The 23,741-nt window shown below is 61.1% G+C and carries 20 protein-coding genes; 7 read left to right on the top strand and 13 right to left on the bottom strand.

The window, feature by feature from the left end; translation table 11 throughout:
• Positions 1–36 precede the first annotated feature (36 nt).
• The 6 genes from FGL65_RS04050 to FGL65_RS04025 form a co-directional block, all read right to left on the bottom strand.
• Entirely contained in the window at positions 37–3,081 is a 3,045-nt protein-coding gene (locus tag FGL65_RS04050) for an efflux RND transporter permease subunit (protein WP_147819778.1), read from the bottom strand.
• Between the two features lie 4 nt (positions 3,082–3,085).
• Positions 3,086–3,547 (bottom strand): efflux RND transporter periplasmic adaptor subunit, encoded by a 462-nt coding sequence (locus FGL65_RS04045; RefSeq protein ID WP_187170527.1) that lies wholly within the window; start codon positions 3,545–3,547, stop codon positions 3,086–3,088.
• Complete coding sequence (locus tag FGL65_RS04040; protein WP_147819776.1) at positions 3,495–4,145, bottom strand: efflux RND transporter periplasmic adaptor subunit; 651 nt, start codon at positions 4,143–4,145, stop codon at positions 3,495–3,497. The genes FGL65_RS04045 and FGL65_RS04040 overlap by 53 nt, the downstream gene beginning before the upstream one ends.
• A gap of 423 nt (positions 4,146–4,568) precedes the next feature.
• Positions 4,569–5,495: a phosphate ABC transporter permease PstA gene (gene pstA / locus FGL65_RS04035; protein ID WP_431830891.1), complete on the bottom strand. Its 927-nt coding sequence runs from the start codon at positions 5,493–5,495 to the stop codon at positions 4,569–4,571.
• Positions 5,496–5,509: 14 nt separating this feature from the next.
• Positions 5,510–6,433 (bottom strand): phosphate ABC transporter permease subunit PstC, encoded by a 924-nt coding sequence (pstC, locus tag FGL65_RS04030; RefSeq protein ID WP_147819775.1) that lies wholly within the window; start codon positions 6,431–6,433, stop codon positions 5,510–5,512.
• 88 nt (positions 6,434–6,521) lie between these two features.
• The gene (locus tag FGL65_RS04025; protein WP_147819774.1) at positions 6,522–7,334 is read right to left on the bottom strand and encodes a phosphate ABC transporter substrate-binding protein; all 813 of its coding nucleotides are present in this window, start codon (positions 7,332–7,334) and stop codon (positions 6,522–6,524) included.
• A gap of 237 nt (positions 7,335–7,571) precedes the next feature.
• Here FGL65_RS04025 and FGL65_RS04020 point away from each other — a divergent pair, with 237 nt between their 5' ends.
• On the top strand, positions 7,572–8,930 hold the full coding sequence (locus tag FGL65_RS04020; RefSeq protein WP_147819773.1) for a protoporphyrinogen/coproporphyrinogen oxidase: 1,359 nt from the start codon (positions 7,572–7,574) through the stop codon (positions 8,928–8,930).
• Between the two features lie 4 nt (positions 8,931–8,934).
• Entirely contained in the window at positions 8,935–10,005 is a 1,071-nt protein-coding gene (locus FGL65_RS04015) for a M24 family metallopeptidase (protein WP_147819772.1), read from the top strand.
• Between the two features lie 101 nt (positions 10,006–10,106).
• Here the strand turns inward: FGL65_RS04015 and FGL65_RS04010 are convergent, their stop codons facing one another.
• Positions 10,107–11,528, bottom strand: a complete 1,422-nt coding sequence (locus tag FGL65_RS04010) for an RHS repeat domain-containing protein (protein ID WP_187170526.1) — start codon at positions 11,526–11,528, stop codon at positions 10,107–10,109.
• Positions 11,529–11,739: 211 nt separating this feature from the next.
• Here FGL65_RS04010 and FGL65_RS04005 point away from each other — a divergent pair, with 211 nt between their 5' ends.
• The 3 genes from FGL65_RS04005 to dapF all read left to right on the top strand — a co-directional run bounded on the left by FGL65_RS04005 (position 11,740) and on the right by dapF (position 14,546).
• Entirely contained in the window at positions 11,740–12,342 is a 603-nt protein-coding gene (locus tag FGL65_RS04005) for a tetratricopeptide repeat protein (protein WP_147819770.1), read from the top strand.
• A 144-nt stretch (positions 12,343–12,486) separates the two neighbouring features.
• Positions 12,487–13,404 (top strand): ACP S-malonyltransferase, encoded by a 918-nt coding sequence (locus tag FGL65_RS04000; RefSeq protein WP_147819769.1) that lies wholly within the window; start codon positions 12,487–12,489, stop codon positions 13,402–13,404.
• A 281-nt stretch (positions 13,405–13,685) separates the two neighbouring features.
• Entirely contained in the window at positions 13,686–14,546 is an 861-nt protein-coding gene (gene dapF, locus FGL65_RS03995) for a diaminopimelate epimerase (RefSeq protein WP_187170525.1), read from the top strand.
• Between the two features lie 56 nt (positions 14,547–14,602).
• Here the strand turns inward: dapF and FGL65_RS03990 are convergent, their stop codons facing one another.
• Genes FGL65_RS03990 through FGL65_RS03980 form a run of 3 tightly spaced genes read right to left on the bottom strand, consistent with a single transcriptional unit; the run spans position 14,603 to position 16,444 of the window.
• Complete coding sequence (locus FGL65_RS03990) at positions 14,603–14,926, bottom strand: PqqD family protein (protein ID WP_250645568.1); 324 nt, start codon at positions 14,924–14,926, stop codon at positions 14,603–14,605.
• A gap of 43 nt (positions 14,927–14,969) precedes the next feature.
• The gene (locus FGL65_RS03985) at positions 14,970–15,842 is read right to left on the bottom strand and encodes a hypothetical protein (protein ID WP_147819767.1); all 873 of its coding nucleotides are present in this window, start codon (positions 15,840–15,842) and stop codon (positions 14,970–14,972) included.
• A 2-nt stretch (positions 15,843–15,844) separates the two neighbouring features.
• A complete protein-coding gene (locus tag FGL65_RS03980) occupies positions 15,845–16,444 on the bottom strand; it encodes a hypothetical protein (RefSeq protein ID WP_147819766.1) in 600 nt (199 codons plus the stop codon).
• Positions 16,445–16,558: 114 nt separating this feature from the next.
• Between FGL65_RS03980 and FGL65_RS03975 the strand changes: the two genes are divergently transcribed.
• Positions 16,559–18,106: a PP2C family protein-serine/threonine phosphatase gene (locus FGL65_RS03975; protein ID WP_147819765.1), complete on the top strand. Its 1,548-nt coding sequence runs from the start codon at positions 16,559–16,561 to the stop codon at positions 18,104–18,106.
• A 3-nt stretch (positions 18,107–18,109) separates the two neighbouring features.
• Here FGL65_RS03975 and FGL65_RS03970 read toward each other — a convergent pair whose 3' ends face one another.
• Genes FGL65_RS03970 through FGL65_RS03960 form a run of 3 tightly spaced genes read right to left on the bottom strand, consistent with a single transcriptional unit; the run spans position 18,110 to position 21,046 of the window.
• Positions 18,110–18,442, bottom strand: a complete 333-nt coding sequence (locus FGL65_RS03970) for an STAS domain-containing protein (RefSeq protein ID WP_147819764.1) — start codon at positions 18,440–18,442, stop codon at positions 18,110–18,112.
• A gap of 16 nt (positions 18,443–18,458) precedes the next feature.
• Positions 18,459–19,511, bottom strand: a complete 1,053-nt coding sequence (locus FGL65_RS03965; protein WP_147819763.1) for an ATP-binding SpoIIE family protein phosphatase — start codon at positions 19,509–19,511, stop codon at positions 18,459–18,461.
• Positions 19,512–19,522: 11 nt separating this feature from the next.
• On the bottom strand, positions 19,523–21,046 hold the full coding sequence (locus tag FGL65_RS03960; RefSeq protein WP_187170524.1) for a PDC sensor domain-containing protein: 1,524 nt from the start codon (positions 21,044–21,046) through the stop codon (positions 19,523–19,525).
• A gap of 154 nt (positions 21,047–21,200) precedes the next feature.
• Between FGL65_RS03960 and FGL65_RS03955 the strand changes: the two genes are divergently transcribed.
• The gene (locus tag FGL65_RS03955) at positions 21,201–23,723 is read left to right on the top strand and encodes an ABC transporter ATP-binding protein/permease (protein ID WP_147819761.1); all 2,523 of its coding nucleotides are present in this window, start codon (positions 21,201–21,203) and stop codon (positions 23,721–23,723) included.
• Positions 23,724–23,741 lie beyond the last annotated feature (18 nt).

The raw sequence follows: 23,741 nt of genomic DNA, 5'->3' as shown, positions 1-23,741 counted from the left end.
TCACGCCGGGCCCTGTTTTTCCTGTCATTCCGTTTGCTACTTCACCTTGTAGAAGATGGTGTAGAGCACGGGCACCACAACAAGGGTCAGGACGGTCGCAAAGGAAAGACCGCCCATGATGGTCACGGCCATGCCCACGAAGAACACGTCCGGGATGAGCGGAATCATGCCCAGCACCGTGGTGATGGCGGCCATGCACACGGGCCGCATCCTGCTCACGGACGCGTCCAGCACCGCAGTCATTGGCTCCTTGCCCTCCTCCAGATCCAGGTTGATCTGGTCCAGGAGCACGATGGAGTTCTTGATGAGCATGCCGGTCAGGCTCAGGAACCCGAGCAGGGCCATGAAGCCGAAGGGCAGGCCCGTGAGCAGCAGAGAGCAGCTGACGCCTATGACCGCAAGCGGCACCGTCAGCCAGATGATGAGCGGCTGGCGCAGGTTGTTGAAGAGCATGATGACAATGACGATCATGAGCACCACCGTGCCCATCATGCTCGACCTGATGCCTGCCTGGGCATCCGAGGATTCCTCGTATTCACCGCCCCACTCCATTTCATAGCCCGAGGGCAGTTCAATGGCATTGATCGCGGGCATGATGTCGGCAAGCACCTCGCTGGCCAGGGTGCCGAACTGCGGATCGCAGGAGGCGGTGATGCACAACTTGCGGTTCTGGCGGCGCATCACCGGATCCTCCCAGACCGTATCGAAGCCCGCCAGCACCTGGGAGACGGGAATGACTTTCCTGGTCGTGGGGCTCCAGACCTGCACGTCGCGAATGCTGTAAACATCCATGCGGTCCTTTTCGGGCATGCGCGAAATGATGGGCAGCATCTTGTCGCCCTCGCGGTACAGGCCCACGTTCACACCCGTGAAGTTGGTGGCCAGGGCCTCGTTGAGCACCGGCCGGGTCACGCCCGCCTGCATGGCCCGGTCGTGGGCCAGCAGGGGCCGTATCACCTTGGCGCGCTGACGCCAGTTGTCGCGTGCGGAGACAGTGGCCGGATGATTCTCCATAATGGTTCGCGCCCGCAGGGCCAAGTCTCGCAGAATCTCGGGATCGGGGCCAAGGAAACGGACTTCGATGGCGGATTCGCTGCCCGGGCCGATCTGGAGCTTCTTGAGCTTGGGCTCGGCATCGGGGAAGTTCTCGGTCAGATATTTCTGAATCTCGGCAATGTACGGATCAATGAACTTAAAGTCCTTCATGTTCACGATGAGCAGTCCGTACGCCTTGGACCCCGAGGTATCCGGGGCAAAGGTGAGCATGTAGCGGGGAGCGGCCTCTCCGATGAAGGTGGAAACGAAATCCACGCGCTCGTCGGCCAGCAGATGGCCTTCGATGACCCCGATGTCTTCGGAGGTCTTGCGGATGTCGGCCCCCTCAGGCAGCCAGTAATGGATGTAGAACTGAGGTTTGGTGGAGTCCGGGAAAAAGCTGCCCTTGATCAGGCTAAACCCATAGATAGACAAGGCCAGCAGACCGACCATTGCCGCCACGGTCGCCCAGCGATGGTCGATGCACAGCTTGAGAAAGGTCCTGTAGGCGACGAACAGCGTACCTCGATACGGATCCCTCTCCTCTTCCCCCCCGGCATTCTTTTCGCCGGGCTTGAAGAACATGTGGCAGAAAAGCGGGGTCACGGTGATGGCGATGACCCAGCTGAGCATGAGCGAGATGAGCATGACCGAGAACAGCGAGCCGCAGTACTCCCCCGTGGCGTCGTCGGACAGGCCGATGCCCGCAAAGGCCAGCACCGCGATGACCGTTGCTCCGAGAAGCGGCAGCATGTTCTGGCTGACCACCTCCCTGGCGGACTGGACGCCGTCCTTGCCCGCGTTGATGCGCACCAGCATGCCCTCGGTGACCACGATGGCGTTGTCCACCAGCATGCCCAGGGCGATGATCAACGCCCCCAGTGAGATGCGCTGCAGGTCGATGGCGTACATCTTCATGAACAGGAAGGTGCCCAGCACGGTGATGGCCAGCACCGCCCCGATGAGCAGCCCGCTGCGCATGCCCATAAAAATGAGCAGCACCACGATGACGATGGCGATGGCCTCGATGAAACTGATGACAAAGCCGTCGATGGCGACGGAAACGTCGTCGGACTGGAAGTTGACCGCTTCCATCTCGATGCCCACGGGCATCCTCGACTCCAGTTCCGCAAGCTTGCTCTTCACGGCCCGGCCCAAATCCACCACGTTGCCGCCCGAAACAATGGAGACGCCGATGCCCAGCGCGGTCTTGCCGTTGTGGCGCATGAGCTTTTCCGGCGGGGTCTGGTAGCCGCGCTTGACCTCCGCGATGTCGGACAGGGTGATCAGGTTGCCCGAGACCGGGTCGTGGATCTGCAGGGCCCGGATGTCGTCAACCGAGGTGTACGCGCCCGTGGGATCGATGCGGACATATTCCGGCCCCACCTTCACGGAGCCGGCCGGGACCACCATGTTCTGGCTCCTGAGCGCCGCATAGATGGTGTCCAGCCCGATGCCGAGCTGGGCCATCTTGGCCCGGGATATCTCCACGTAGACCACCTGCTGCTGCACGCCCCAGACGACCACCTTGGCCACGTTGTCCACCAGGAGGAGTTCCTTGCGCATGAAGTCGCAGAAATCCTCCAGGTCCTTGTAGGAATACCCGTCTCCCGTGACCGAAAGCAGGATCCCATACACGTCGCCGAAGTCATCGACCACGGTGGGAACGCAGCCGTCCGGCAGGGCGGGTTTCGTGTCGTTGACCTTGCGCCGCAGCTCGTCCCAGACCTGCGGCAGGCTCGATTTGTCGTAGTTGTTCTTGATGGTTACGGTAATCACCGACATGCCGGCCCGGCTCAGGGACTTGACCTCGTCAAGCTGCGGCAGGGACTGGATGGCGGTTTCCAGCGGGTCGGTCACCTCCTCGGTCACCTCCATGGGCGTGGCCCCCGCATAGGGGGTGACCACCAGGGCGTCCTTGATGGTGAACTCCGGGTCCTCCAGACGGCCAAGGCCGAAAAAGGCCTGGATGCCGCCCGCCACCAGGAGCACGGTCAGGACCAGGGTGATGGTCTTCTTGCGTATGGACAGTTCGCCGATATTCATGGGGCTAGTCTCCGATCTTTCCGGTGAGTTCCCGGACCTTCTGGCCTTCACGCAGATAGTGCACGCCCGCAGTGGCAATACGGTCGCCTTCTTTCAGCCCCTCGACGACCGAGATGCTCTCCCCGGCCATGAGCCCCACCTTGACGGGCGATTTCGTAACGGTCATGTCCTGGCCCACCTTCCAGACAAAGGCCTTGCCGTCCTCGTCCAGGACCGCGCCCACGGGCACGCTGTAGCCTTCGGCCGTCCCCCCGGAGTATCTCAGGATCACGGTCGTGGTCATTCCCGGCAGAATCCTGACCTTGGTCTCGGGCGAGGGCATGAACAGACGGACGCGGTAGGTCTGGGTCTGCGGGTCGGCCTCGAGGGAAAATTCCTTGAGTTTGAGGGTAAATTCCCGTCCCGGAGCCGCCTCAAACTGGGTGGTTATGGTGAACTTGTCCGCCTTTTGCGTGGCAATGGCCACATCCTGCGGGATACACCCCGATCTCGATGACCGCGTCGTTCTGCAGGGTGGCGATGGGCTGCTTGGCCTGCACGTTCTGGAAATTCTCAACGAACTTGTCGCCAATGACCCCGGAGAAGGGAGCCAGTATCTCTGTATCCTGCAGGGCCTTGCGGGCGATGTCCGCATCGGCGCGGGCCACGTCGTAGTCCTTTTTGATCTGATCGTAGGCACTTCGGGAGACCACTTCCTCCTTCAGCAACTGCTCATAGCGGGCCAGGTCGGCCTTGGCCTTGTTGGCGCGGGACAGAGCCGAGGTCAGCTTGGCCTTGAAATCGCGGTCGTCCAGCTGGGCCACCAGTTCGCCTTCCCGGATCTCCTGACCGGAGATGATGGGCAGCTTGACGACCTTGCCGGCCACCTCAAAGGCCAGTTCGACCCGGCCCGAGGCTTCCACCTTGCCCGGGAAACGGCGGGTGGACATGTTCTCGGCCGAGCCCACGGTAAGCATGCGCACAGGACGGACAGCCTCTTTCCTGAGTTCTTCCTTGCCGCCGCAGCCGACGATCGACAGGGCAAGCACAACGGCACAGAAAATGAGCATTATTCGGGCAATCATGTTTTTTCCTTTATTTTGTTCGTGTTGAATGCGTAAGGGTTTTGCAGTTTCAGTTCATTACATATTCCCGGCATCCCGAGCAACGAATTATTTATTTTGACAGCACCGTCAGTGCAAAGAAGACATGCCCACTTCCCCTGTCACCAAAGGAAATCCATCAGGCACAACGTTCAGGGGATGCAATTGAAAGCACAGGCAATTCACTTCCGCCTCCGTGAAAAGAAAACATCACCGAACAAAGAATGAAAACAACGAATGAAACAATGGGAAGAGAGGGCCAACACCCTGCACGCGAAACCCGCAACACGCGAGAATGCGCCCGCAATTGGATTCAGGGGAACGGAATGGTCATGGACCATCCGGCTTGGTCCCGGCAGTGGGACAATGCCGGGGAAGGAGGACCCTTCCCCGGGAAGGATCAATTTACTTGGTCAGTTTCCTGCGAAGCTTGCTGCGCAGGACAATGGCGATAAGGTTCATGCCCAGCACCAGGCTGACGAGCACCAGGGAGGTGCCGTACTGCAGGGGCAGGGTCGCCTCAGGGTCCGTGGACGACACGGACAGGGAGTAAATCTGGTACGGCAGGGCCATGACCTCGTCGAAAATGGATCCGGCCAGTTGCGGGTTGTAGCTGGCCGCCGCCGTGAACATGATGGCAGCGGTTTCCCCGGCCGCGCGGCTGATGGCCAGGATCGAACCGGTGAGCACGCCGGGCAGGGCCGCGGGCAGCACCACCTTGAACACGGTCTGCCACTTGGTGGCCCCGAGCCCCAGGGACGCTTCGCGATAGGTGTCGGGCACCGAGCGCAACGCCTCCTCGGAGGTGCCGATGATGACCGGCAGGATGAGCACGGCCAGGGTCAGGGAGCCGGACGCGATGGAAACGCCCATGCCCAGGCCGCCGAGATCCCGGCTGGCCACGAAAAAGGCCATACCGAACAAACCGAAAACCACCGAGGGCACGCCCGCCAGGTTGTTGATGGACAGCCGGATCACGCGCATGAGCGGGCCGGGCCGGGCATATTCGTGCAGATAGATGGCCGAGGCCACGCCCAGGGGTAGGGCCAGCAGCATGGAGCCCATGCTCAGATAGAACGTCCCCGCGATGCAGGGCAGGATACCGCCCGCCAGACCGCCCTCCGTGGGCATGCCGGTCAGGAAGTCCCATGAGATGGCCGGGAAGCCGTAATACACCATGTAGCCCACGATGATCACCAGGGCCGCGCCGTTGATAACCACGGCGGCCCGGAACAGGGCGAACCAGAATCCTTCGACAAACCTGCGGCGGGCCAGAAGTCCCGTTTCGTCCGGCAGTTGTTCCATGATGGATTCGCGTACCATTTCGCTCATTCCTCACTTTCTCCTTACAGGGTTGCCGCGCCGACCTGCTTGTACTTGTGGGCGATGTGGTCGGCCAGCAGGTTGAACAGGAACGTGATTATGAAAAGCACCATGGCAATGGCGAAAAGCGAAAAATAGTGCATTTCAAGGCCGAAACTGGTTTCGCCCATTTCCGCGGCGATGCTGGCGGGCATGGGGCGCACCGGATCGAAAATGGACGTGGGTATCCGGGCCGCGCCGCCGGCCACCATGAGCACGACCATGGTTTCGCCGATGGAGCGGGACATGCCCAGGATGACCGCCGTGGACAGACCGGACAGGGACGCGGGAAGAATGACCTTCCTGAGGGTCTCGAACCGGGTGGCCCCCAGGGCAAGGGACCCCTCCTTGAGCTCGTCCGGCACGGAATGGATGGCGTCCTCGGCAATGGAGGTGATGGTGGGCACGGCCATGAAGGCCAGCATGATGGAGGCGTTGAGCATGTTGACGCCGAAGCGGATGTCGAACAGCTCCAGCATGATGGGGGCAACCACGGCCAGGCCGAAAAATCCGATGACCACCGAAGGCAGCGACGCCAGCAGTTCCACCATGGGCTTGACGATCTCGCGCACCCTGTTGGGAGCGATCTCGGCCAGGTAGATGGCGGTCATGACCCCCAGCGGTATGGCGATGACGGAAGACAGCAGCGTCACCCAGACCGAGCCCATGATCAGCGGGAGGATGCCCCACTGCGGATGTTCGGACACGGGCTTCCACTGGCTGCCGAATATGAAATCAAAAAAGGACACGCCCTGGTGCGCCTCGCCCATGGCGTCGAAACCGAAAAAGGTGGGCAGGGCCTCGCTCACCAGAAAGTACATGATCAGCCCGAGGGCGATGATGGAAATGGAAGCCGCACCAAAAAACATTCCCTTGATGAGCGTTTCCTTTCTCTTGCGATCAATCATTAGGCTCTCCGTCCCCTTGGAGACAGGTTTCCCGCCGGGACACGGAGCGTCCCGGCGGGGTTCGGTCAAGAATAGAATCTACAGTCGGTTACCTGGTCATGGGCACGAAGCCGACTTCCTCGATGATCTTCTGTCCGGCCGGGCTCATGACAAAGGTGATGAAGTCCTTCACTTCGCCGCCTACGCTGTCGGCGGTGTACAGGTTCAGGCCACGGGAGAGCGGATAGGACTTGTCCAGGGCGGTGGCCACGGAAGCCATGACACCGTTGACCTTGACGCCCTTGATCTTGTCGTTCAGGAAGCCCAGGCCTACATAGCCGACACCCTTCTTGTTGCCGGCGATCTTGGCGGCCATGGCGGCGTTGGAAGGCATGCGGGAGACCATGTCGAATTCGTCTTCCTTGTTCATGACCTTCTTGTGCCACACTTCGTAGGTACCGGAGTTGGTTTCGCGGGAGAACAGGGCGATCATGCCATCGGCGCCGCCCACTTCCTTCCAGTTGCGGATCTTGTCCTGATACATGGCCTTGAGCTGATCGGTGGTCAGGGCGGAAACCTTGTTGGACGGGTGGACGATGGGAACCAGGCAGTCCAGGGCGATGACGTACTGAACCGGGTTGACGCCGTTGGCCTTGGCCTTTTCGGTTTCAGCCGGTTTCATGTCGCGGGACATCATGCCGATATCGGCGGTGCCGTTGATGATGGCCTTGGCGCCGTCGCCGGAACCGGTGGCGGAAATGGAGAAGTTCACGCCCGGATTGATTTTCTTGTAGGCGGCAACGAGTTTCTTCATGGCCGGGTCCACGGTGGTGGAGCCCTTCACACGGATGTCACCGGCGAATGCGGTGGCCGCGATGCTCATGATCATGACGGCGACGAGGGCGATCAAAGACTTTTTCATGGATTTCCTTCCTCCGAAAACGTGTTTGGTTTTTGTCTTGCGGCCACTTCGGCCTGCACGAGCATAGCTATCAGCACTGTGTTACAAAGCCGTTACGCCAAGACGAAAGTCCAGTGACACTGTGCGCCATCCTGTTTGACAGAAGGCCGCGATTGCCCTCAATATGCCGCTGAGATCCTGAATTGAAACAACCGGATGTCCTTTCTGCGAGCAACCTCATTACTCAGGGAGATCGGCGTGAAAACGAAATATCTGATCATCGGGGCGGGACCCACGGGCCTCGGCGCGGCCCACCGGCTCCGGGAGCTGGGCGAGGAATCCTTTCTCGTACTGGAACGCCACGGCCACGTGGGCGGCCTTGCCGCCAGCTTCCGCGACGAGGCCGGGTTCACCTGGGACATCGGCGGTCACGTGGTCTTCTCCCATTACAAATATTTCGACGACCTCATGGACGGCCTGCTCGGCGACGAGCGGCTGGAACACGAGCGCGAATCCTGGGTCCGGGCCTGCTCCACCTGGGTGCCCTACCCATTCCAGAACAACATCCGCTTCCTGCCCAAGGACGTCCGCTGGAAATGCGTGCAGGGGCTCCTGCCGGAAAACCGGCCCTCGAAGCAGCCGGAGAACTTCGGCGAATGGATCGACTACGTGTTCGGCTCCGGCATTGCCGAGACCTTCATGCGGCCCTACAACTTCAAGGTCTGGGCCACCCCGCCCGAGCGCATGCAGTACTCCTGGATCGGCGAACGGGTCAGCGTCATCGACCTGAAAAACGTCCTGGAAAACCTGATCCTGGAAAAAGACGACGTGGCCTGGGGGCCAAACAACACCTTCAAGTTCCCCTTGTACGGGGGCACGGGAGAAATCTTCCGCAGGCTGGCCGCCCGGGTGGAGGATTCCATCCGTCTGAATCAGGATGTGGTTGCCGTGGACTGGGACAGGAAGCGCGTGACCACGGCCCAGGGCCTGGAGGTGGAGTACGAGTTCCTGCTCAGCACCGCGCCCCTGGACCTGCTGGCCGGGAAGTGGCTGGCGCAGAAGGACGACGCCATGGTCAACGCGGCCTCGGACTTCACCCGCAACGGCGTGTACGTGGCCGGCGTGGGGCTCGACACCCGCAGCCACGAGGCAAATTCCCGCTGCTGGATGTATTTTCCGGAAAGCGATTCCCCCTTCTACCGGGTGACCAATTTCCACAACTACTCGCCCAACAACGTGGCCCGGCCCGGCGAGCAACTCGCGTTCATGTGCGAGACATCCTTTTCCGAACACAAGCCGGAAAAACTCGGCGAACTCATGGACCGCACCATACAGGGTCTGGTAAACACCTCCATGCTGGACAGGAACCGCGCGAGCGACCTGGCCACTACCTGGGACATCACCGTGGACTATGGCTATCCCGTGCCCTGCCTCAAGAGGGATAGTGCCCTTCAAGCCATTCAGCCGCGGTTGGAAGATAAGGGGATTTATTCCCGAGGCCGATTCGGCGGCTGGAAGTACGAAGTGGCCAACATGGACCATTCGGTCATGCAGGGCGTGGAGTGGGCCCAGCGCATGATCACAGGCGAACCTGAAACAACCTATTCATGGGGCTAGAAACATGGAACAGAAAATCTTCGAACAGAGACGCGAAAACCTGAAACGCAAACTCGCCGACAAAAAACTGCCCGCCCTGCTCGTTTCGCACGCGGCCAACCGCTACTACCTGAGCGGCTTCGAGCTGCACGACGGCCAGTGCAACGAATCCTCTGGCTGGCTGGTCATCACTGCGGACGGCGACGACTACCTGTTCACGGACCCCCGCTTCACGGACGCCGCCAAGCTCCACTGGAACGAGGACGGCATCGTCATCTACTCCGACAAGAAGCATCAGACCGTGGGCGAATTCCTCAAGGGCAAGGGCGTCGCGACCCTGGGCTTCGACCCCGAAGTCACCAGCCTCTACGACCACGAGGGTCTCAGGCCGTTCGTGGAGCTCACCAGCCAGCGCGGAATCGTGGAGGAGCTGCGGCTGCACAAGGACGAAGAGGAAATCCGGCGCATGGATGCCTCCATAGCCCTGAACCACAAGATCATGGACGAAATCCGCCAGTACCTCGTTCCCGGCGTCACGGAAAAGGAGATCGCCTGGCAGATCGAAAAAATGTTCAAGGACAACGGCGCCGAGGAAATGGCCTTTTCCTCCATCGTGGGCGTGGGCCCCAACGCGGCCCTGCCGCACGCCATCCCCGGCGAAACCAAGCTGCGCGAGGGCGAGCTGGTGCTCATCGACACAGGCTGCCGCCTCAACGACTACAACTCGGACCAGACCCGCACCTTCTGGGTGGGCGACAATCCGTCCGAGCGGTTCCAGCAGGTGCTGGAATGGGTGCAGGGTGCGCAGCAGGCCGCCATCGACATCATGCGGCCCGGCGTTTCGCTCTACGCCCCGTGGAAGGCGTCCTGGGACTACTTCGACAAGCTGGGCGTGGCCGAATACTTCACCCACGGCCTGGGGCACGGCGTGGGCCTGGAAACACACGAGCCGCCGCGCATGTCGCGGGTGGCCAAGGGCGTCATGGAGCCGGGCATGATCATCACCGTGGAGCCAGGCCTGTACTGGCCCGACTGGGGCGGCATCCGCTGGGAGCACGAGGTGCTCATCACCGAAGACGGCTGCCGCGTCCTGTAGCGCATCATTGAATATGAGACGGGGGAAGAACCTTTTGAAAAAGGTTCTTCCCCCGTACCCCCATCTCCAAAATTTCTTAGCGATCGCGCCGCTGGCGCGATTTATTGCCCCTTCGGTTTATATGAATATCTTCTCATATGAGGTTTCATCCTTTCCACCCGACCATCTGTCAATTCATAAAGAACAGTATTCACAGAATCAGGATCAACGTAGGGGAATGTTCCTTTAAGATAACCTTTGCAATAATCTTTAAATGATCCCTCTTTCCCCATTTCTTGAAAACCGCCAACAATGGGAGGAGCCCCCAGGCCAAGCATATTTTTCCCCAAGTGCCCCAATTCCTCCTTCAGTACCCCATCAGCCCAATCTCTACTCGGGTGCCCTTTTTTATGAAGCAAAGGAGGAATCATCCCATCTATGATCTTTTCCCTGTTCCTGCCGTTTGCGGCGACCTCAACCCCTTGAGGTGTCCACTGCCCAGCCGGGTTCACAGCATCCTTCCATTCGGAAATCGCTCCACCGGGACTGCCGATGTCGTAAGGCGTTACAGAAGAACTATTCCCGTTTCCAAACAACGAAGAAGCAAACTCTCCAAAATTAAAAAGCCCCATCGGGTCATAACCATTAATCGGATCGTCCAGGCAATAGCCGTACAAATCGCTGTCGCCGCCCGCATAGCCGATGGGGTCCTTGGCGGTCCAGCGGCCCGTGTCCGGGTCGTAATCGCGCCAGCCGAAGCGCACCAGTCCGGTGTCGCGGTCGTGCAGGCCGCCCGCGAACCCGAACGGCATCTTGAAGGACGGGTTGGTGTCCTCCAGGATGTTGCCGAAGGAATCGTATTCCATGCGCTTGATCACGTTGCCCATGGCGTCGGCTACGACACGCAGGGTGCCCACCTGGTCGTAATGCAGGGAATAGCGCTTGCCGCCCCGGTACATGGCGTGGGGCATGCGTTCCCGGCCGTACTCGAATTCGGACCAGGACATGCCGTCATGGTAGGCCGCCAGGGTGGTCTTGTCGTGCCACTGGTAGCGTTCGTCCTGCCTGCCGTTCACGGTCTTGAGGATGCGCTGGCCGTCCTCGTCATGACTGTATTCCACGCATCCGCCCTCGGGCAGATTCACGCGCACCAGCCGGTAATCCGGGCTGTACCAGTAGCGCCAAGTCCAGTTCTCCGCGCTTCTGGCAAACCGGAAGCCCAGGCCGTCATGATGGTAATGCATGTCGCCCGCGCGCAGCAGCCGGTCATCGTCCGAATAGAAGAAACCCCGGGAAAGGCCTTCGCGCAGGGAGTTGAAATCGCTCCTGCGGCGGCCCTGCCGGTCATAAAGATACTGCTCCACGCCCACGCCGTCGCGCCGGACATTGTAAAGCCTGCCCGCTTCGTCGTAGATGTATTCGTATTCACGGCACATGCCGTCCACATGCTCGCGCCTGGCAACGATGCGTCCCTGGTCGTCGCGCCTGACCTCGCAGCAATAGGGGCCGCAGCCGCCCTCTTCCCTGAATCCGGTATGAGACATGATTCCTCCACTTTTTGAAGGAAGCCTAACCCCGGTTTTCCGGCCCGGATAAGACGGGGAGGGGAAAGGACACCGCAGGGATAAAACGGACGCTTGACAAACAATGCCATACGGGCTCCATAAACCATTGCGAAGACATGTCCTTGCCATCCGGGAAAAGCTGTGATGAAATTAATTTCACACCAAAATAGAATAGATAACTGGAGCGATCATGGGAGTTCATGAAAGGGAATTCGACGAATTCAAACGGCACCACGTGCGCAGATCAACCTGCATCATGCTGATGATCCTGGCGCTCATGGCCGGTGCGTTCATCGGCAATGTGGTCACCAGCCTCATGTTCGAACAAAGGCAACACGCCGTGAGCACAGGCATGCCCGCCGGAAGCCCCCAGACGGCCCCGGAATTGGCGACCCTGGAAGCGGCAGCGACAAGCCATCCCGACGACCCACACGCATGGTCAGCCCTCGGCAACTACTACTTTGACCACGACATGCCCTCCCGCGCCGTGGAGGCCTACGAAAAATCCCTGGCGCTGGGCCCGAATCACCCGGGCGTCTGGTCCGACCTGGGCGTCATGTACCGCCGGACCGGACGGTTCGAAAAGGCAGTGGAAGCCTTTGACCAGGCTACCGCCCTGGACCCGAAACTCACGGTCGCCCGATTCAACAAGGGCATCGTCCTGCTGCACGACCTCGACAAAAAGGAGGAGGCACTGGCTGTCTGGCGGGCCATCCTGGCCATGGACCCGGCCGCCACAGCGCCTGACGGCCGCTCCCTGGACGAAGTCATCCGGGAGGCGGAGGCAAAGTAACCAAAACGGCACACACGACAGAAAGGGCCGGAAAGCAGCGTTTAAACGGGCGTTTGCTTTCCGGCCCTCCCCTTTACAGAATCGCATTTAACGCATATTTTCCCGCCCAATCAGCAAAGCCAGTACAATAAGGAGATACAGATAATGACCAAGACCGCCATCCTCTTCCCCGGCCAGGGATCCCAGGAAAAGGGCATGGGCCGGGACGTGGCCGAACAGAACGCCGATGCCCTCGAACTCTGGAAATTCGCCGAGGCCGAATCCGGCCTGCCCCTGCGCGAGATCTATTGGGACGGCGAGGAAGCCGACATGGCCAACACCCGCGCCCTGCAGCCCGCCCTCACCGTGGTCAACCTGACCCTGTGGCAGGCCTGCGCCTCCAAATTTTCCCCGGCGGCCACCGCCGGGCACAGCCTGGGCGAATTCGCCTCCCTGGCCGCTTCCGGCGTGCTTTCCGTCAAGGATGCCGTCAAGGCGGTGACCCTGCGCGGACGCCTCATGTCCGAGGCGGGCAGGGAAGGCCACGGCATGGCCGCAGTGCTCAAGATGAAGCAGGACGCCGTGGTGGAGATCGTGGACAAGGCCGCCCGCGAATCCGGCAAGGAACTGCGCGTGGCCAACTACAACACACCGGCCCAGTTCGTCATTTCCGGCGAAAAGGAAGCTCTGGAAGCCGCCGCCCCCCTGGCCAAGGAGCTCAAGGGCCGTCTGATCCCGCTGGCCGTGTCCGGCGCATTCCATTCCCCGCTCATCCAGGAGGCCGCCGACGAATTCGCCGCGTTCCTGGAAACGCTGGACTGGAACGCCCCGGCCTTCCCGGTCTACTTCAATGCAACGGCCCAGCCCGAGCACGATCCGTCCGCCATCCGGGAACTCATGAAGCGCCAGATGACCTCGTCCGTGCTCTGGATCCAGACCATGGCCAACATGTGGGACGAGGGCGTGCGCTCGTTTACCGAAGTCGGCCCCAAGGGCGTGCTGTTCAAGATGCTCGGCCCCAACTTCAAGGGCAGGGACGAAGCCTGGGAAGGCAACAACATCGCCAACCTCGAAGCCCTGTAGTCAGAACGGCTGACAGCGGCGCTTTTTAGTTGATTCAAAGAAGGCAGCCCCGGGCATGGAATCATGCCCGGGGCTGCCTTTTCCTTACCCGGCACATGTCTGGATAATTGAACCGCTTTGGCCCGATTCTACCGAGTACCAAAAGCCAGGGTTCTCCAAGGGGATTATCCCCCTGGGCCGCCGGAGGCATGATCTCGTTTTTTCTGGTTGCCCCATGGTTTGAAACCCATTATCGTTTATCCTGCACACCATCCGGAAAGACTTTCAGCGAGACAAGCACCATGAGCGAAATGTTCGGCACCAGCGTGCCTTTCTACAAGATGCAGGGCTGCGGCAACGATTTCGTGGTCATCGACAACCGCGAGCTGGGCGTGGCCAAGGCGGTCATGCCCCAATGGGCCGAAAAGATCTGCGCCCGCGCCTTCGGCGTCTATGCGGACGGCCTGTTCTTCATCGACCATGCCCCCGAGGATTCGAGCCTGGACTACATCTGGCACTTCTACAACAGCGACGGAAGCCGCGCCGAGATGTGCGGCAACGCCTCGCGCTGCGCCGGACGGCTGGCCTATGCCCTGGACATTGCCCCGGCCGAGCACACCTTCGGCACGGACGCGGGCCCCATCAAGGCCCGGGTCATCACCGAAGGCCCGCAGCGCGGCCAGGTCAAGGTGCAGCTGACACCGCCCAAGGGCACCGAAACGAACATTGCCCTCAATATGGACGGAACCGACATGACCGTTCACTTCGCGGATACGGGCGTGCCCCATGCGGTGGTCTTCGTGGATGACGTGGAAAAAACAGACGTGCAGAAGCTGGGTGCGGCCATCCGCTACCATGAACGCTTCGCCCCGGCCGGGACCAACGTGAACTTCGCCCAGGTGAAGGACCGGGAGACCATGCTGCTGCGCACCTACGAACGCGGCGTGGAAAACGAGACCTATGCCTGCGGCACGGGTGCGGCCGCCACGCAGCTGCTGGCCAGCACGCTGGGCCTGACCGATGCAACCGCAGCCCTGACCACCACCGGCGGCGAGGTGCTGACCATCTCCCTGGAGGGCGGCAATGTCTTTTTGCAGGGCGCGGCCGAAATGACCTTCAGCGGGGAACTGTATCTGGACGCGCTGGGGCTCAAGCTGCGCTAGCCCCAACCAAAATCACTTACAAGGGCGGGAAGGAGAAATCCTTTCCGCCCTTTGCTTTACCGAAGGCCCACCAATCCGCGTTGCCCCAGCATGCGGATGAATTCCGTGACCGAGAGCACGGCCTCGCGGCGCTGCACCTTGTAGCGGTCCATGAAGACCTCCACGATCTCGCGCACGGTGCGTCTTTCGTCGAAAAGTCCCCAGACAAAGGACCCTATCTCGTCCAGCTCCAGCTGCTTCTGCATGGGACGACCGTCCCACAGACCCACCCTGGAGGCAACCCTGCCGAACCACGGCTTCACGGCCACCTCGTAGCGAATGAGCACCAGCCCGTTGTCCTGCACCCGGGCCTCGGCCTCCAGGTTGCGGAGCGGAACCATATCCAGGGACTCCTGCCGGGTCGTGGCCGGAACGATCTTTTTCCTAAACAGCGCCATAGTCGTTGCAGATCTGGTTGAAGGTCGCCTCGGCAATATCCTGCTCACCATGCGCATACACGGCAAAGACCGCGTTGGCCGCAGGATCCCGCCAGACGCGCCCCTGGTGCCGAAGGGAGAAACGCAAAAAACGCTTTTGGATGCCTTTCCAGTATATCATGTTGGTATCTTTTGTTTCTGTACCCACGATCACTTTTCGATAATTTTCCTCAATCCATGTCTCGAATCCCTGTTTCGCAAGCATGGCGTCTGCCGGGGCATGGCGCTCCAGAACCAGGCTTGCGCCCGGACCGCGCCGGAAATCCCCGGGCCGGGCATCCACGGAGACAGACCGCTTGGGCCTCCGGAACTCGAGCCCGTAGCGCCCGGGATGAAAACGAAAGGTGTCCAGGAGAAAGTCCGAGGGAACCCGGGCCCGGATGCCGAACAGCCGCCAGGGCATGGTCGCGCCTCCCCAATGGTCGCGCAGGGAGGCCAGCACAGGCGCGCCCGCCACCGGCCTCGGGAATTGTGCCAGGACGGCAAGCCCCGTGGCCGGGCTGTGCAGCACCGCGCCCACGGAGTCTTCCCACTCCAGCAGGGTGACGCCAAGGCCCGAGGCGCGCAGCGACTCGGCCGCCTCTATCCACGCCGGTCCCGGCGAGGCCTCACGGATGTCCGCCCTCCCGAAGGCGCGATCCAGCTTCCGGATGTGCTTTCGGGCCGAAAAACGTCCCTGCACCCTGCGCCACTTGAGCTCGGCAACGGGCCGTCCATCCTGTTCCAGACGCATGAAATCGCGCTCCAGAATGGAGGGTTCCCACTCAGGAGGCGCATCCAGGCTGATGCCGTTCCAGGCGATGGAGGGCGCTTCGGGCACGGCTACCGGGGCACGAACGTATCGAGGTCCTCGATGGCGCCGGCCTGTTCCTGCAGATAGCGGGAGCGATAGTTTTCCTTGTAGCAGGCGAACTCCAGGTCCAACAGGGCCTGGTCCGTCAGCTTGATGGACACCCCGGGCCTGATATCCGGGTTCACGCTATACATGAGCACGATGTTCACGTGGCGCGCGGCGTCGCTGATATCCCACTCCCAGGCGACCACGTTGCGAAAGGAATCGCCCTGATAGGCCGATGGCTGCCCGAATTTCTCCCGATAGCGCTCCAGCAGGCGCTTGAACAAGTCCTCGCTGGTATCCGCAAACTTGATCTTAAGCCGGACAATGCGGTCCTTGTTGGCACAGTTGCCCCAGATGACGCTGCCGCCGCGCACCCCGGGAATCGCCCCGGTGCGGATGAGCGCCTCGTCCAGGAAAATGGCGTCGGAATTGGCCCCCGCCAGTTCCATGCGCAGCAGGTCCTCGTATTTGTGGTAATCCTCGCCCAAGGTGATTCCGGCCAGGGAAACCGGGGCCTTGGGACCGGCCAGGGCGCTGGACGACAGGAATACGGCGGCAAACAATATCAGCAGAAATCTTCTCATGGGTATCCCGTTGACCTGTTGGAGTGAAGACGTTTGTGTCCTGACTTGCTATTTAACGCAGAACATGGCGTAAAGCAAAGAACGTTCACAGGTTGCACAACAAGGAAACAAGAGATGCGGGCCTTTTTCCATTATATGTTCGCCGTGCTTATCGGCACCCTGTACGCGGGCCAGGTCTGCCCGCTCATGGACGATCTTCCGGTCCGGGAGCTGGGTCTGGTGGTCCTGGCCCCCATGGCCCTGGCCTACGGGCTGCGCCATGTACTGGAAACGCGATATGTGCGGCAATCGTCGCCCTTGGACCGCGCCGCCCGCCAGTTCCGGCTGGACTTCGGCCTGCATGCAGCGGCCGCCCTGGCCATGGCCGGGGCCTTGCGGATCGGCTACGGCCTCCCCCTGCTGCAAAGCGGCTTAAAACTTTCCTTCGGCATCGTCACCCTCGGGGTGTTCTCGGCCTTTGACCTAGCCCTGGACCAGGAACGCCGCACCATCCTCCAGGCCCTGAAGTCCGGCCAATCCACCCGTCCTCCCAGGGGGCTTTCCCCCATGACGCGCCGTTTCTCCCTGGTTGCCATCCTGACCCTGCTGCTGGTCACCAGCATCCTACTGCTGGTGCTCTTCCGCGACTTTGCCTGGCTCAAATCCCAGACCGTGACCCCCGAGACCATCGGCATGCTCAGCCGCTCGGTGCTCGTGGAAATCCTGTTTGTCATGGCCGTACTCCTGGGCCTGCTGGCCAACATGATCATTTCCTGGGCGCGTAACCTGAAACTGCTGCTGGAAAACCAGACCGAGGTGCTCTCCCGGGTCAGCCGGGGACGCCTGGACCGCATGGTGCCGGTGGCCACCCGCGACGAGCTCGGCTATATCGCCGGGCATACCAACGCCATGATCGCCAAGCTCCGGGAAAGGCTGCACATGAAGGAAGGATTGAGGATCGCCCGGGAGGTCCAGCGCAACTTCCTGCCCGACAAGGCCCCGGACCTGCCCGGCCTGGAGATTGCGGGCACCACCCTCTACAGCGACGAAACCGGCGGCGACTTCTACGACTATGTCCCCTGTGACGACGAGGCCTGCGGCCGCACCGCCGTCATGGTGGGCGATGTGGTGGGGCACGGCGTGGGAGCGGCCCTGCTCATGGCCTCGGCCCGGGCCATGCTCCTGCAGGGAGCGGCCCAGCCGGGCAGCGCTGCCGAGACCGTCCGGCACGCCAACCTGCACCTGAGCAGGGACACGGCGGGCACCGGCCGATTCCTGAGCCTTTTCCTGCTGGACATCGACCCGGCGGCCCAACGCATGGCCTGGGTCAATGCGGGGCACCCCCCGGCCCTGCTCTACGACCCCAGGGCCGAAACCTTCACCCGCCTGGCGGGCAACGGCGACATTCCCCTGGGAGTGGAACAGGGCTGGCCCTACACGGCGCACGACCAGCCCTGGCTTTCCCCCGGCCAGCTCCTGCTCCTGGGCACGGACGGCATCTGGGAGACACGCAACCAGCAGCGCGAAATGTACGGGATCAGCAGATTCCAGGACGTCATTCGCCAGAGCGCAACAAAAAGCGCGCAGGAAATCCTGCGCGCCGTCATGGAATCAATCAGCGCCTTTCGCGGCCAGGCCCCGCTGGATGACGACATCACCCTGGTGGTCGTCAAGGGCGTTTAAACGCTACAGGCCGGTCAGGGCGTCACCCCGCGAGGGGAACATGGAAAAGATCTTGTCGTATCCCGAGACTTCGAAGACCTCCTGAATGTAGTCCTTCACTCCACAGATGGCGACCTTGCCCGCGGACTTCTTGAGCCGCTGGTAGGCCAGCACCAGAACCCGGAGCCCGGAACTGTTGATATAGTCCAGGTTGGAGAAGTCGAAGACCAGGCTCGAGGCCCCGCCTTCCAGAAGCGCGACCACCTTGTCCTCCAGCACCTGGGTGCCGTCCGCATCCAGGCTGCCCTCCACCTGCAGGATGGTTACGCCGTCCTGCTGTATTTCCGAAACTCCCACGTCTCACCTCCGTGTATTAGCATGTGCACTCTGCATTAATGGCTTTTTCCAGGGTCAATATGTTCCTGCCGTCCTTGCGTTCATAACGCAGGCAATTGACCAGTTTCTTGACAATATGGATCCCCATGCCCCCGATCTGGCGATTGCGCTCCTCAAGGGGGGTGTCCAGTTCCGGCGCAGGGGCCTCCAGGATGTTGAACGGTTCGGCGTCGTCCTCGATCCGCAGCCGGATCAGATTTCCGTCCGTGGCGATGCTCACCTCGATGGGGTGCTCGTCCATGTCCGAATACCCGTAGGAAATAATGTTGGTGATCAGTTCGTCAAGCACCAGGGTCAGGTTGAAGATCAGCTTGGCAGGGAAGTCGTGGCGACTGCAAAAGGCCTCCACCTTGGGGCGGAAGATCTGGAAGCATTTCTGCTTGTTGGTCATGGAAAAGGAAAGCCTGTCCATAGCCTTGGTATCCCGGTTCCGGTTCTTGCACGCGGACCTGCGCATGACCACCACCGTATAGTCATCCGTCTGTTCGGCTCCGGCCATGTATTCCTCCACAGCCCCGAAAATTGCCGACTGAATGGCCGCAACGCTTTTATCCGCATTTTCACGGATGATTGCAAGCAGGCGGTCCTTGCCAAACATCCTGCCGTTCCGGTCATGCGCCTCCCAGATGCCATCCGTGGCCAGGACAATGAGATTACCCGGCCCGACGGTCTCGTCGCAGACCTCGAATTCGGCATCCGGGCTGACCCCCAGGGGCAGTCCCTGGCCCCTAAGCTCCGAAAAGCTCCCGGACGCGGGGTCAAAGACAATGGCCGGGTCGTGGCCGGCGCGAACCCACCGGACATCGCCCGTTTCTTCCCTGAACTGAAGATAGAACATGGTCAGGAAACGCCCGGTGCCGTCCAGGTCGGCATTGAGCTGACGGTTGGCCAGCGACACCCGCCGGTCCAGGGGCATGTGCGCCCCGGACAGCCCGTGCACCAGGGCCCGGGCCGAGGACATGAGCAGGGCCGAGGGAACCCCGTGTCCGGACACGTCGCCCACCACCACGGCATGCGCACGGCCTTCCATGCCGTTGACCGTCAGAAAATCGTAATAATCCCCCCGGTCTGGTCGCAATAGACGATACCGCCGGAAATCTCCCAACCCGGGATCTCGGGCTGCTCCCGGGGGAGCAGGTGCTCCTGCACGGTGCGGGCGAGGTCCAGGTCCCGGCTCAGCTTCATGTGATCCTTGAGCTTGGGTCCCACCTCGTTGATGGTGCGGATGAAATCGTCCCGCTCATCCCCGGTCCAGGAATCAATGCGCACCTCGAAGTCCCCCTCCCCTATCTTGCGGGCGGCCTCGGAAACGGCCAGCAGGGTCCTTGTGCTCGAACGGGCCCAGAACCAGGCCACAACGGCGCAGAGCAGGATCACGCCCAGAACGCTGAGGCCCACGTACAGTCTCCACTGCTCCAGAAAATCGTCGAAGCTGCCCACAATGGCGTCGGGGATAGCGGCCACCGCTGTTTCCGGAACAATGATCAGATAGGTGTATTCCGGCTGCGAGGCAAAGGCCCAGATCGAGTCCTTTCCCTTGTAGGGCATGCGCATGGTGCCGCTTTCCTTTTCGCGCACCTCGCGCAGGAACCCGGCGAACTTCATTGTGTCGTCCGAGGAAAGCCATTCCGTGTCGAACGGGGTCATCCAATGTCTGCCGCCCTTGGTGTAGTCCATCTGCCCCAGGATGCGCAGGGCGGGCGCGCCCGTTTCAGGATGGTCCTCACGCAGCAGCAGGAACGGTTTCTGCTCGCTCCCCCATTCCGAGGTGACCATGGTCTCCAGCAGGATGTCCGAAAGCAGCACATCCACCACCGCCAGGCCGACGTGCCTGCCGTCCCGGTCGCGCACTGGATACCCGACACTGCCGATGACCCGCCGACTGGCGGGGTCCACGTGGGGCATGGACCAGACCACGCTGGAGAACCGGCTCATGCGGAGGTACCATTCCGTCTCCCGGGGATCGTAATGGGGAGGCTCGTTGCCGTGGGCCGGATACACGGCGCTGACCCCCGAATCCAGGTAAACATGGATCCACCAGACCTGGCCGCCCATGTCCTCATACAGGGTGCGCATGATGTCGGAAAGCCCCGAAAGCCACTGCACATCCCGCTCCACATCGGCCCGTTCCACGCCGGGAGCCAGGGTCAGGGACACCTTGCCGAACCGGACGGGCAAAGGCCGGATGCGTCCGGACATGGTGCGGCGTTCGTACTTTTTTGCTTCCAGCCTTTCGTCGGACGGTTTCTCCATCTCGGCAAATTCAGAGGAAAACAGGGGAGGAAGAGAGGAAGAAGGCGCTTCACCACGCAGCCTCTGGGCCTCCATGGCCAGCACCCGGGCGGATTGGGCATAGGCCATGCCCTGGTTGGCCAGGATCTCGGAGGCCCCCCGGGCGGTTTCCTGCAGCCCCAGGCTCATGAGTTCGAGAATGTCCTGCCGGGCCGTTTCCGTGGCCTGCTCCAGCCGGTCCTGGCTGACCTTATTGACCAGCGTGCGCATGAGCAACAGGGGCATCAGGCTGAAGACCAGCAAAACAAGAAAAAATTTGGTTCGAAAACTCATGCGCATGAATATATCTCCACTCTATCCTTCTATCATCCCCGCGCCTTCCGGGCCACCTTCCCAGATCATCACCCGTCCCGGCAATTATACTTGGAAAGCTGGCCGAGTTTGTCTATAACCTGGAATACCTTGAAAAAGCATACAAGGAAAGAGCATGCCAACCACCCCCAAAGACATTCCGGTCACCAAGAAATCGATCTACTCCTGGGTCTTTTACAAAAACACCAACCTGCAGATCCTGGTGGTGGCCATCATTCTGGTGACGGTGGCCATGCGGCTGCTGCCCCTGGAAATGTCCAAACGCATCATCAACGAAGCCGTGGGCATGAAGGATCTGCACAAGCTGTACCTCTACTGCGGCGTCTACCTGGTGAGCGTGGTCCTGGCCAGCGTGCTCAAGATGGCCATCAACCTGCTGCAGAACTTCATGGGCGAGCGCACGCTCAAGAACCTGCGGGAAAAGCTTTACGCCCACGCCCTGTCCCTGCCGCTGAGCTACTACCGCAAGACCTCGCCAGGGCAGGTCATCTCCTACATGATCACCGAGCTCATCCCGGTGGCCAACTTCATCGGCTCGGCCGTGGCCGTGCCCGCGGTGAACCTGCTGACCTTCGCGGCCTACTTCATCTACCTGTTCTACCTCAACCCGTACCTGAGCATCATTGCCGTGGGCATCTACACCATGGAGGTCATGGTCATCCCGCCCATCCAGAAGCGATTCAACAAGGCCAACCGGGAGCGTATCGACTACACCCAGCGAGTCTCCGGCCTTATCGGGGAATCCATTTCCGGGGTGCACGAGGTCCACGCCAACGCGTCCATCCCCCTGGAAAGCAGGCGCTACAGGAAGGCCCTCGAAAATTTGTACAAATCAACCCTGGTCCAGAACGCCTACAAATACGGCATCAAGTTCTCCAACAACTTTTTCCAGAGCCTGGGCCCGTTCAGCCTGCTGCTCATCGGCGGCTACCTGACCATCAAAGGGCGCTTCGACCTGGGCGCGCTGTTCGCCTTCCAGGCCGCCTACGACAAGCTCTACCAGCCCTGGAAGGATCTCATGGAATTCTGGCAGATCTACATCGACAGCTCGGTGCGCTACCGCCAGGTCATGGACTCCTTCGACATCGAGCCGGACCATGAACTGGAGGCCCGGGGACGGGACCCCTATCACCTGGACGGCAACATCGACGTCAAGGACCTTTCCTATGTGGTGGGCAGTAACATCAAGCTCCTGGACAACGTTTCCCTGAACATTGCCGAAGGCGAGCACGTGGCCCTGGTGGGTTTCTCGGGCAGCGGCAAGTCCACCCTGGCGCTATGCATCGCCCAGCTCTACAAATACACGGGCGGCAGCGTGCAGATCGGCGGCCGCGAAGTGGCGGAGCTCTCCAAGCAGGACATGACCCACAACCTGGGCATGGTGGCCCAGCACCCGTTCATCTTCAACGGCACGGTCCAGGACAACCTGCTCTACTCCTGCGACGCGCTCACCCTGCAGGGGGGAAGTTGCACGGCGGGCAAGGGCGAGCCCTCCCTGGACAAGGTCATCGAGGTGGTCCAGCAGATGGGCCTGTTCCTGGACGTCCTCAGCTTCGGGCTGCGCTCGGTCATCGACCCGGACAAACACCCGGAACTGGCCGAGGCCATCATCCACGCCCGCAGCGCCTTCAGCGAAGAGCACGGGCGGGACCTGGCCGGCGACATCGAAATTTTCCACATGGACAGATACGCCTACTACAGCAATGTGGCGGCCAACATCACCACGGGCGCCCCGCTCAAGGAGGAGTATCTGCTGGCCTCGCTCTACGACAGGCCCTTCTTCCGGGACTTCCTGGAAAAACAGGGGCTCATGGCCCCCCTGCTTCAGTTGGGCGCGGACATGACCCGGCGGGTGGTGGACATCTTCAGCTCCGTAGGCGACCTGGGCGAGGAACTGTTCCAGGAAAGCCCCATCAGGCAGGAGGATTTCGAGACCTACAAGGCCATTGCGGATCATCTGGACCGGGGCAGGGAACCCACGGAAGTGGAAAACTCCCTGCTGCTCAAGCTCGCCCTGGACTGCGCGCCCGGCATGCACAAGCTGGGCAGCATGACCGACGAACTGGCCCGCAGGGTCCTCAAGGCGCGCAAGGCGTTCCGGGAGCTGATGGAACATCGGGACCCCGAGGCGTTCGCCTTCCTGGACGCAAAGAAATACATGCGCGAGCGCAGCATCCAGGACAACATTGTTTTCGGCCGGGTCAAGCCGGACAGCGCCGGGGCCGAGGAACGCATCAACCAGAGCATCATGCAGCTGCTGATCATGGAAGGCGTGCTCGAGCAGGTGGTGGAGATGGGCCTGCAGTTCGAGGTGGGCAGCATGGGCGACCGCCTCTCGGGCGGCCAGAGGCAGAAGATCGCCCTGGCGCGCGTCTTCCTCAAGAGCCCGCGAATCGTCATCCTGGATGAGGCCACGGCCGCGCTGGACAACGCCTCGCAAAAACGCGTCCAGAACGTCATCTCCCGCAAGTGGAAAGGGACCCACACCGTGGTGGCGGTCATCCACCGGCTGGACATGCTGGTGCATTACGACAAGGTGGCCGTGCTCAAGGCTGGCAAGATCATAGAACAAGGCACCTACGATGAACTCATCGAACGAAGAGGAGCGCTTCATGAACTCGTTTACGGAAAACAATAGCAGAGCTTGTTGTGAACA

This window comes from Salidesulfovibrio onnuriiensis (genome assembly GCF_008001235.1).
Taxonomy (GTDB): domain Bacteria; phylum Desulfobacterota; class Desulfovibrionia; order Desulfovibrionales; family Desulfovibrionaceae; genus Pseudodesulfovibrio; species Pseudodesulfovibrio onnuriiensis.
This window is presented reverse-complemented; position numbering and strand designations above follow the sequence as displayed.

Coding starts and splice junctions, on each gene's coding strand:
- FGL65_RS04050 (WP_147819778.1), bottom strand. CDS start 3,081: ATGAATATCGGCGAACTGTCCATACGCAAGAAGACCATCACCCTGGTC.
- FGL65_RS04040 (WP_147819776.1), bottom strand. CDS start 4,145: ATGATTGCCCGAATAATGCTCATTTTCTGTGCCGTTGTGCTTGCCCTG.
- pstA (WP_431830891.1), bottom strand. CDS start 5,495: ATGAGCGAAATGGTACGCGAATCCATCATGGAACAACTGCCGGACGAA.
- pstC (WP_147819775.1), bottom strand. CDS start 6,433: ATGATTGATCGCAAGAGAAAGGAAACGCTCATCAAGGGAATGTTTTTT.
- FGL65_RS04025 (WP_147819774.1), bottom strand. CDS start 7,334: ATGAAAAAGTCTTTGATCGCCCTCGTCGCCGTCATGATCATGAGCATC.
- FGL65_RS04015 (WP_147819772.1), top strand. CDS start 8,935: ATGGAACAGAAAATCTTCGAACAGAGACGCGAAAACCTGAAACGCAAA.
- FGL65_RS04010 (WP_187170526.1), bottom strand. CDS start 11,528: ATGTCTCATACCGGATTCAGGGAAGAGGGCGGCTGCGGCCCCTATTGC.
- FGL65_RS04005 (WP_147819770.1), top strand. CDS start 11,740: ATGGGAGTTCATGAAAGGGAATTCGACGAATTCAAACGGCACCACGTG.
- FGL65_RS04000 (WP_147819769.1), top strand. CDS start 12,487: ATGACCAAGACCGCCATCCTCTTCCCCGGCCAGGGATCCCAGGAAAAG.
- dapF (WP_187170525.1), top strand. CDS start 13,686: ATGAGCGAAATGTTCGGCACCAGCGTGCCTTTCTACAAGATGCAGGGC.
- FGL65_RS03990 (WP_250645568.1), bottom strand. CDS start 14,926: ATGGTTCCGCTCCGCAACCTGGAGGCCGAGGCCCGGGTGCAGGACAAC.
- FGL65_RS03980 (WP_147819766.1), bottom strand. CDS start 16,444: ATGAGAAGATTTCTGCTGATATTGTTTGCCGCCGTATTCCTGTCGTCC.
- FGL65_RS03975 (WP_147819765.1), top strand. CDS start 16,559: ATGCGGGCCTTTTTCCATTATATGTTCGCCGTGCTTATCGGCACCCTG.
- FGL65_RS03965 (WP_147819763.1), bottom strand. CDS start 19,511: ATGGAAGGCCGTGCGCATGCCGTGGTGGTGGGCGACGTGTCCGGACAC.
- FGL65_RS03960 (WP_187170524.1), bottom strand. CDS start 21,046: ATGAGTTTTCGAACCAAATTTTTTCTTGTTTTGCTGGTCTTCAGCCTG.
- FGL65_RS03955 (WP_147819761.1), top strand. CDS start 21,201: ATGCCAACCACCCCCAAAGACATTCCGGTCACCAAGAAATCGATCTAC.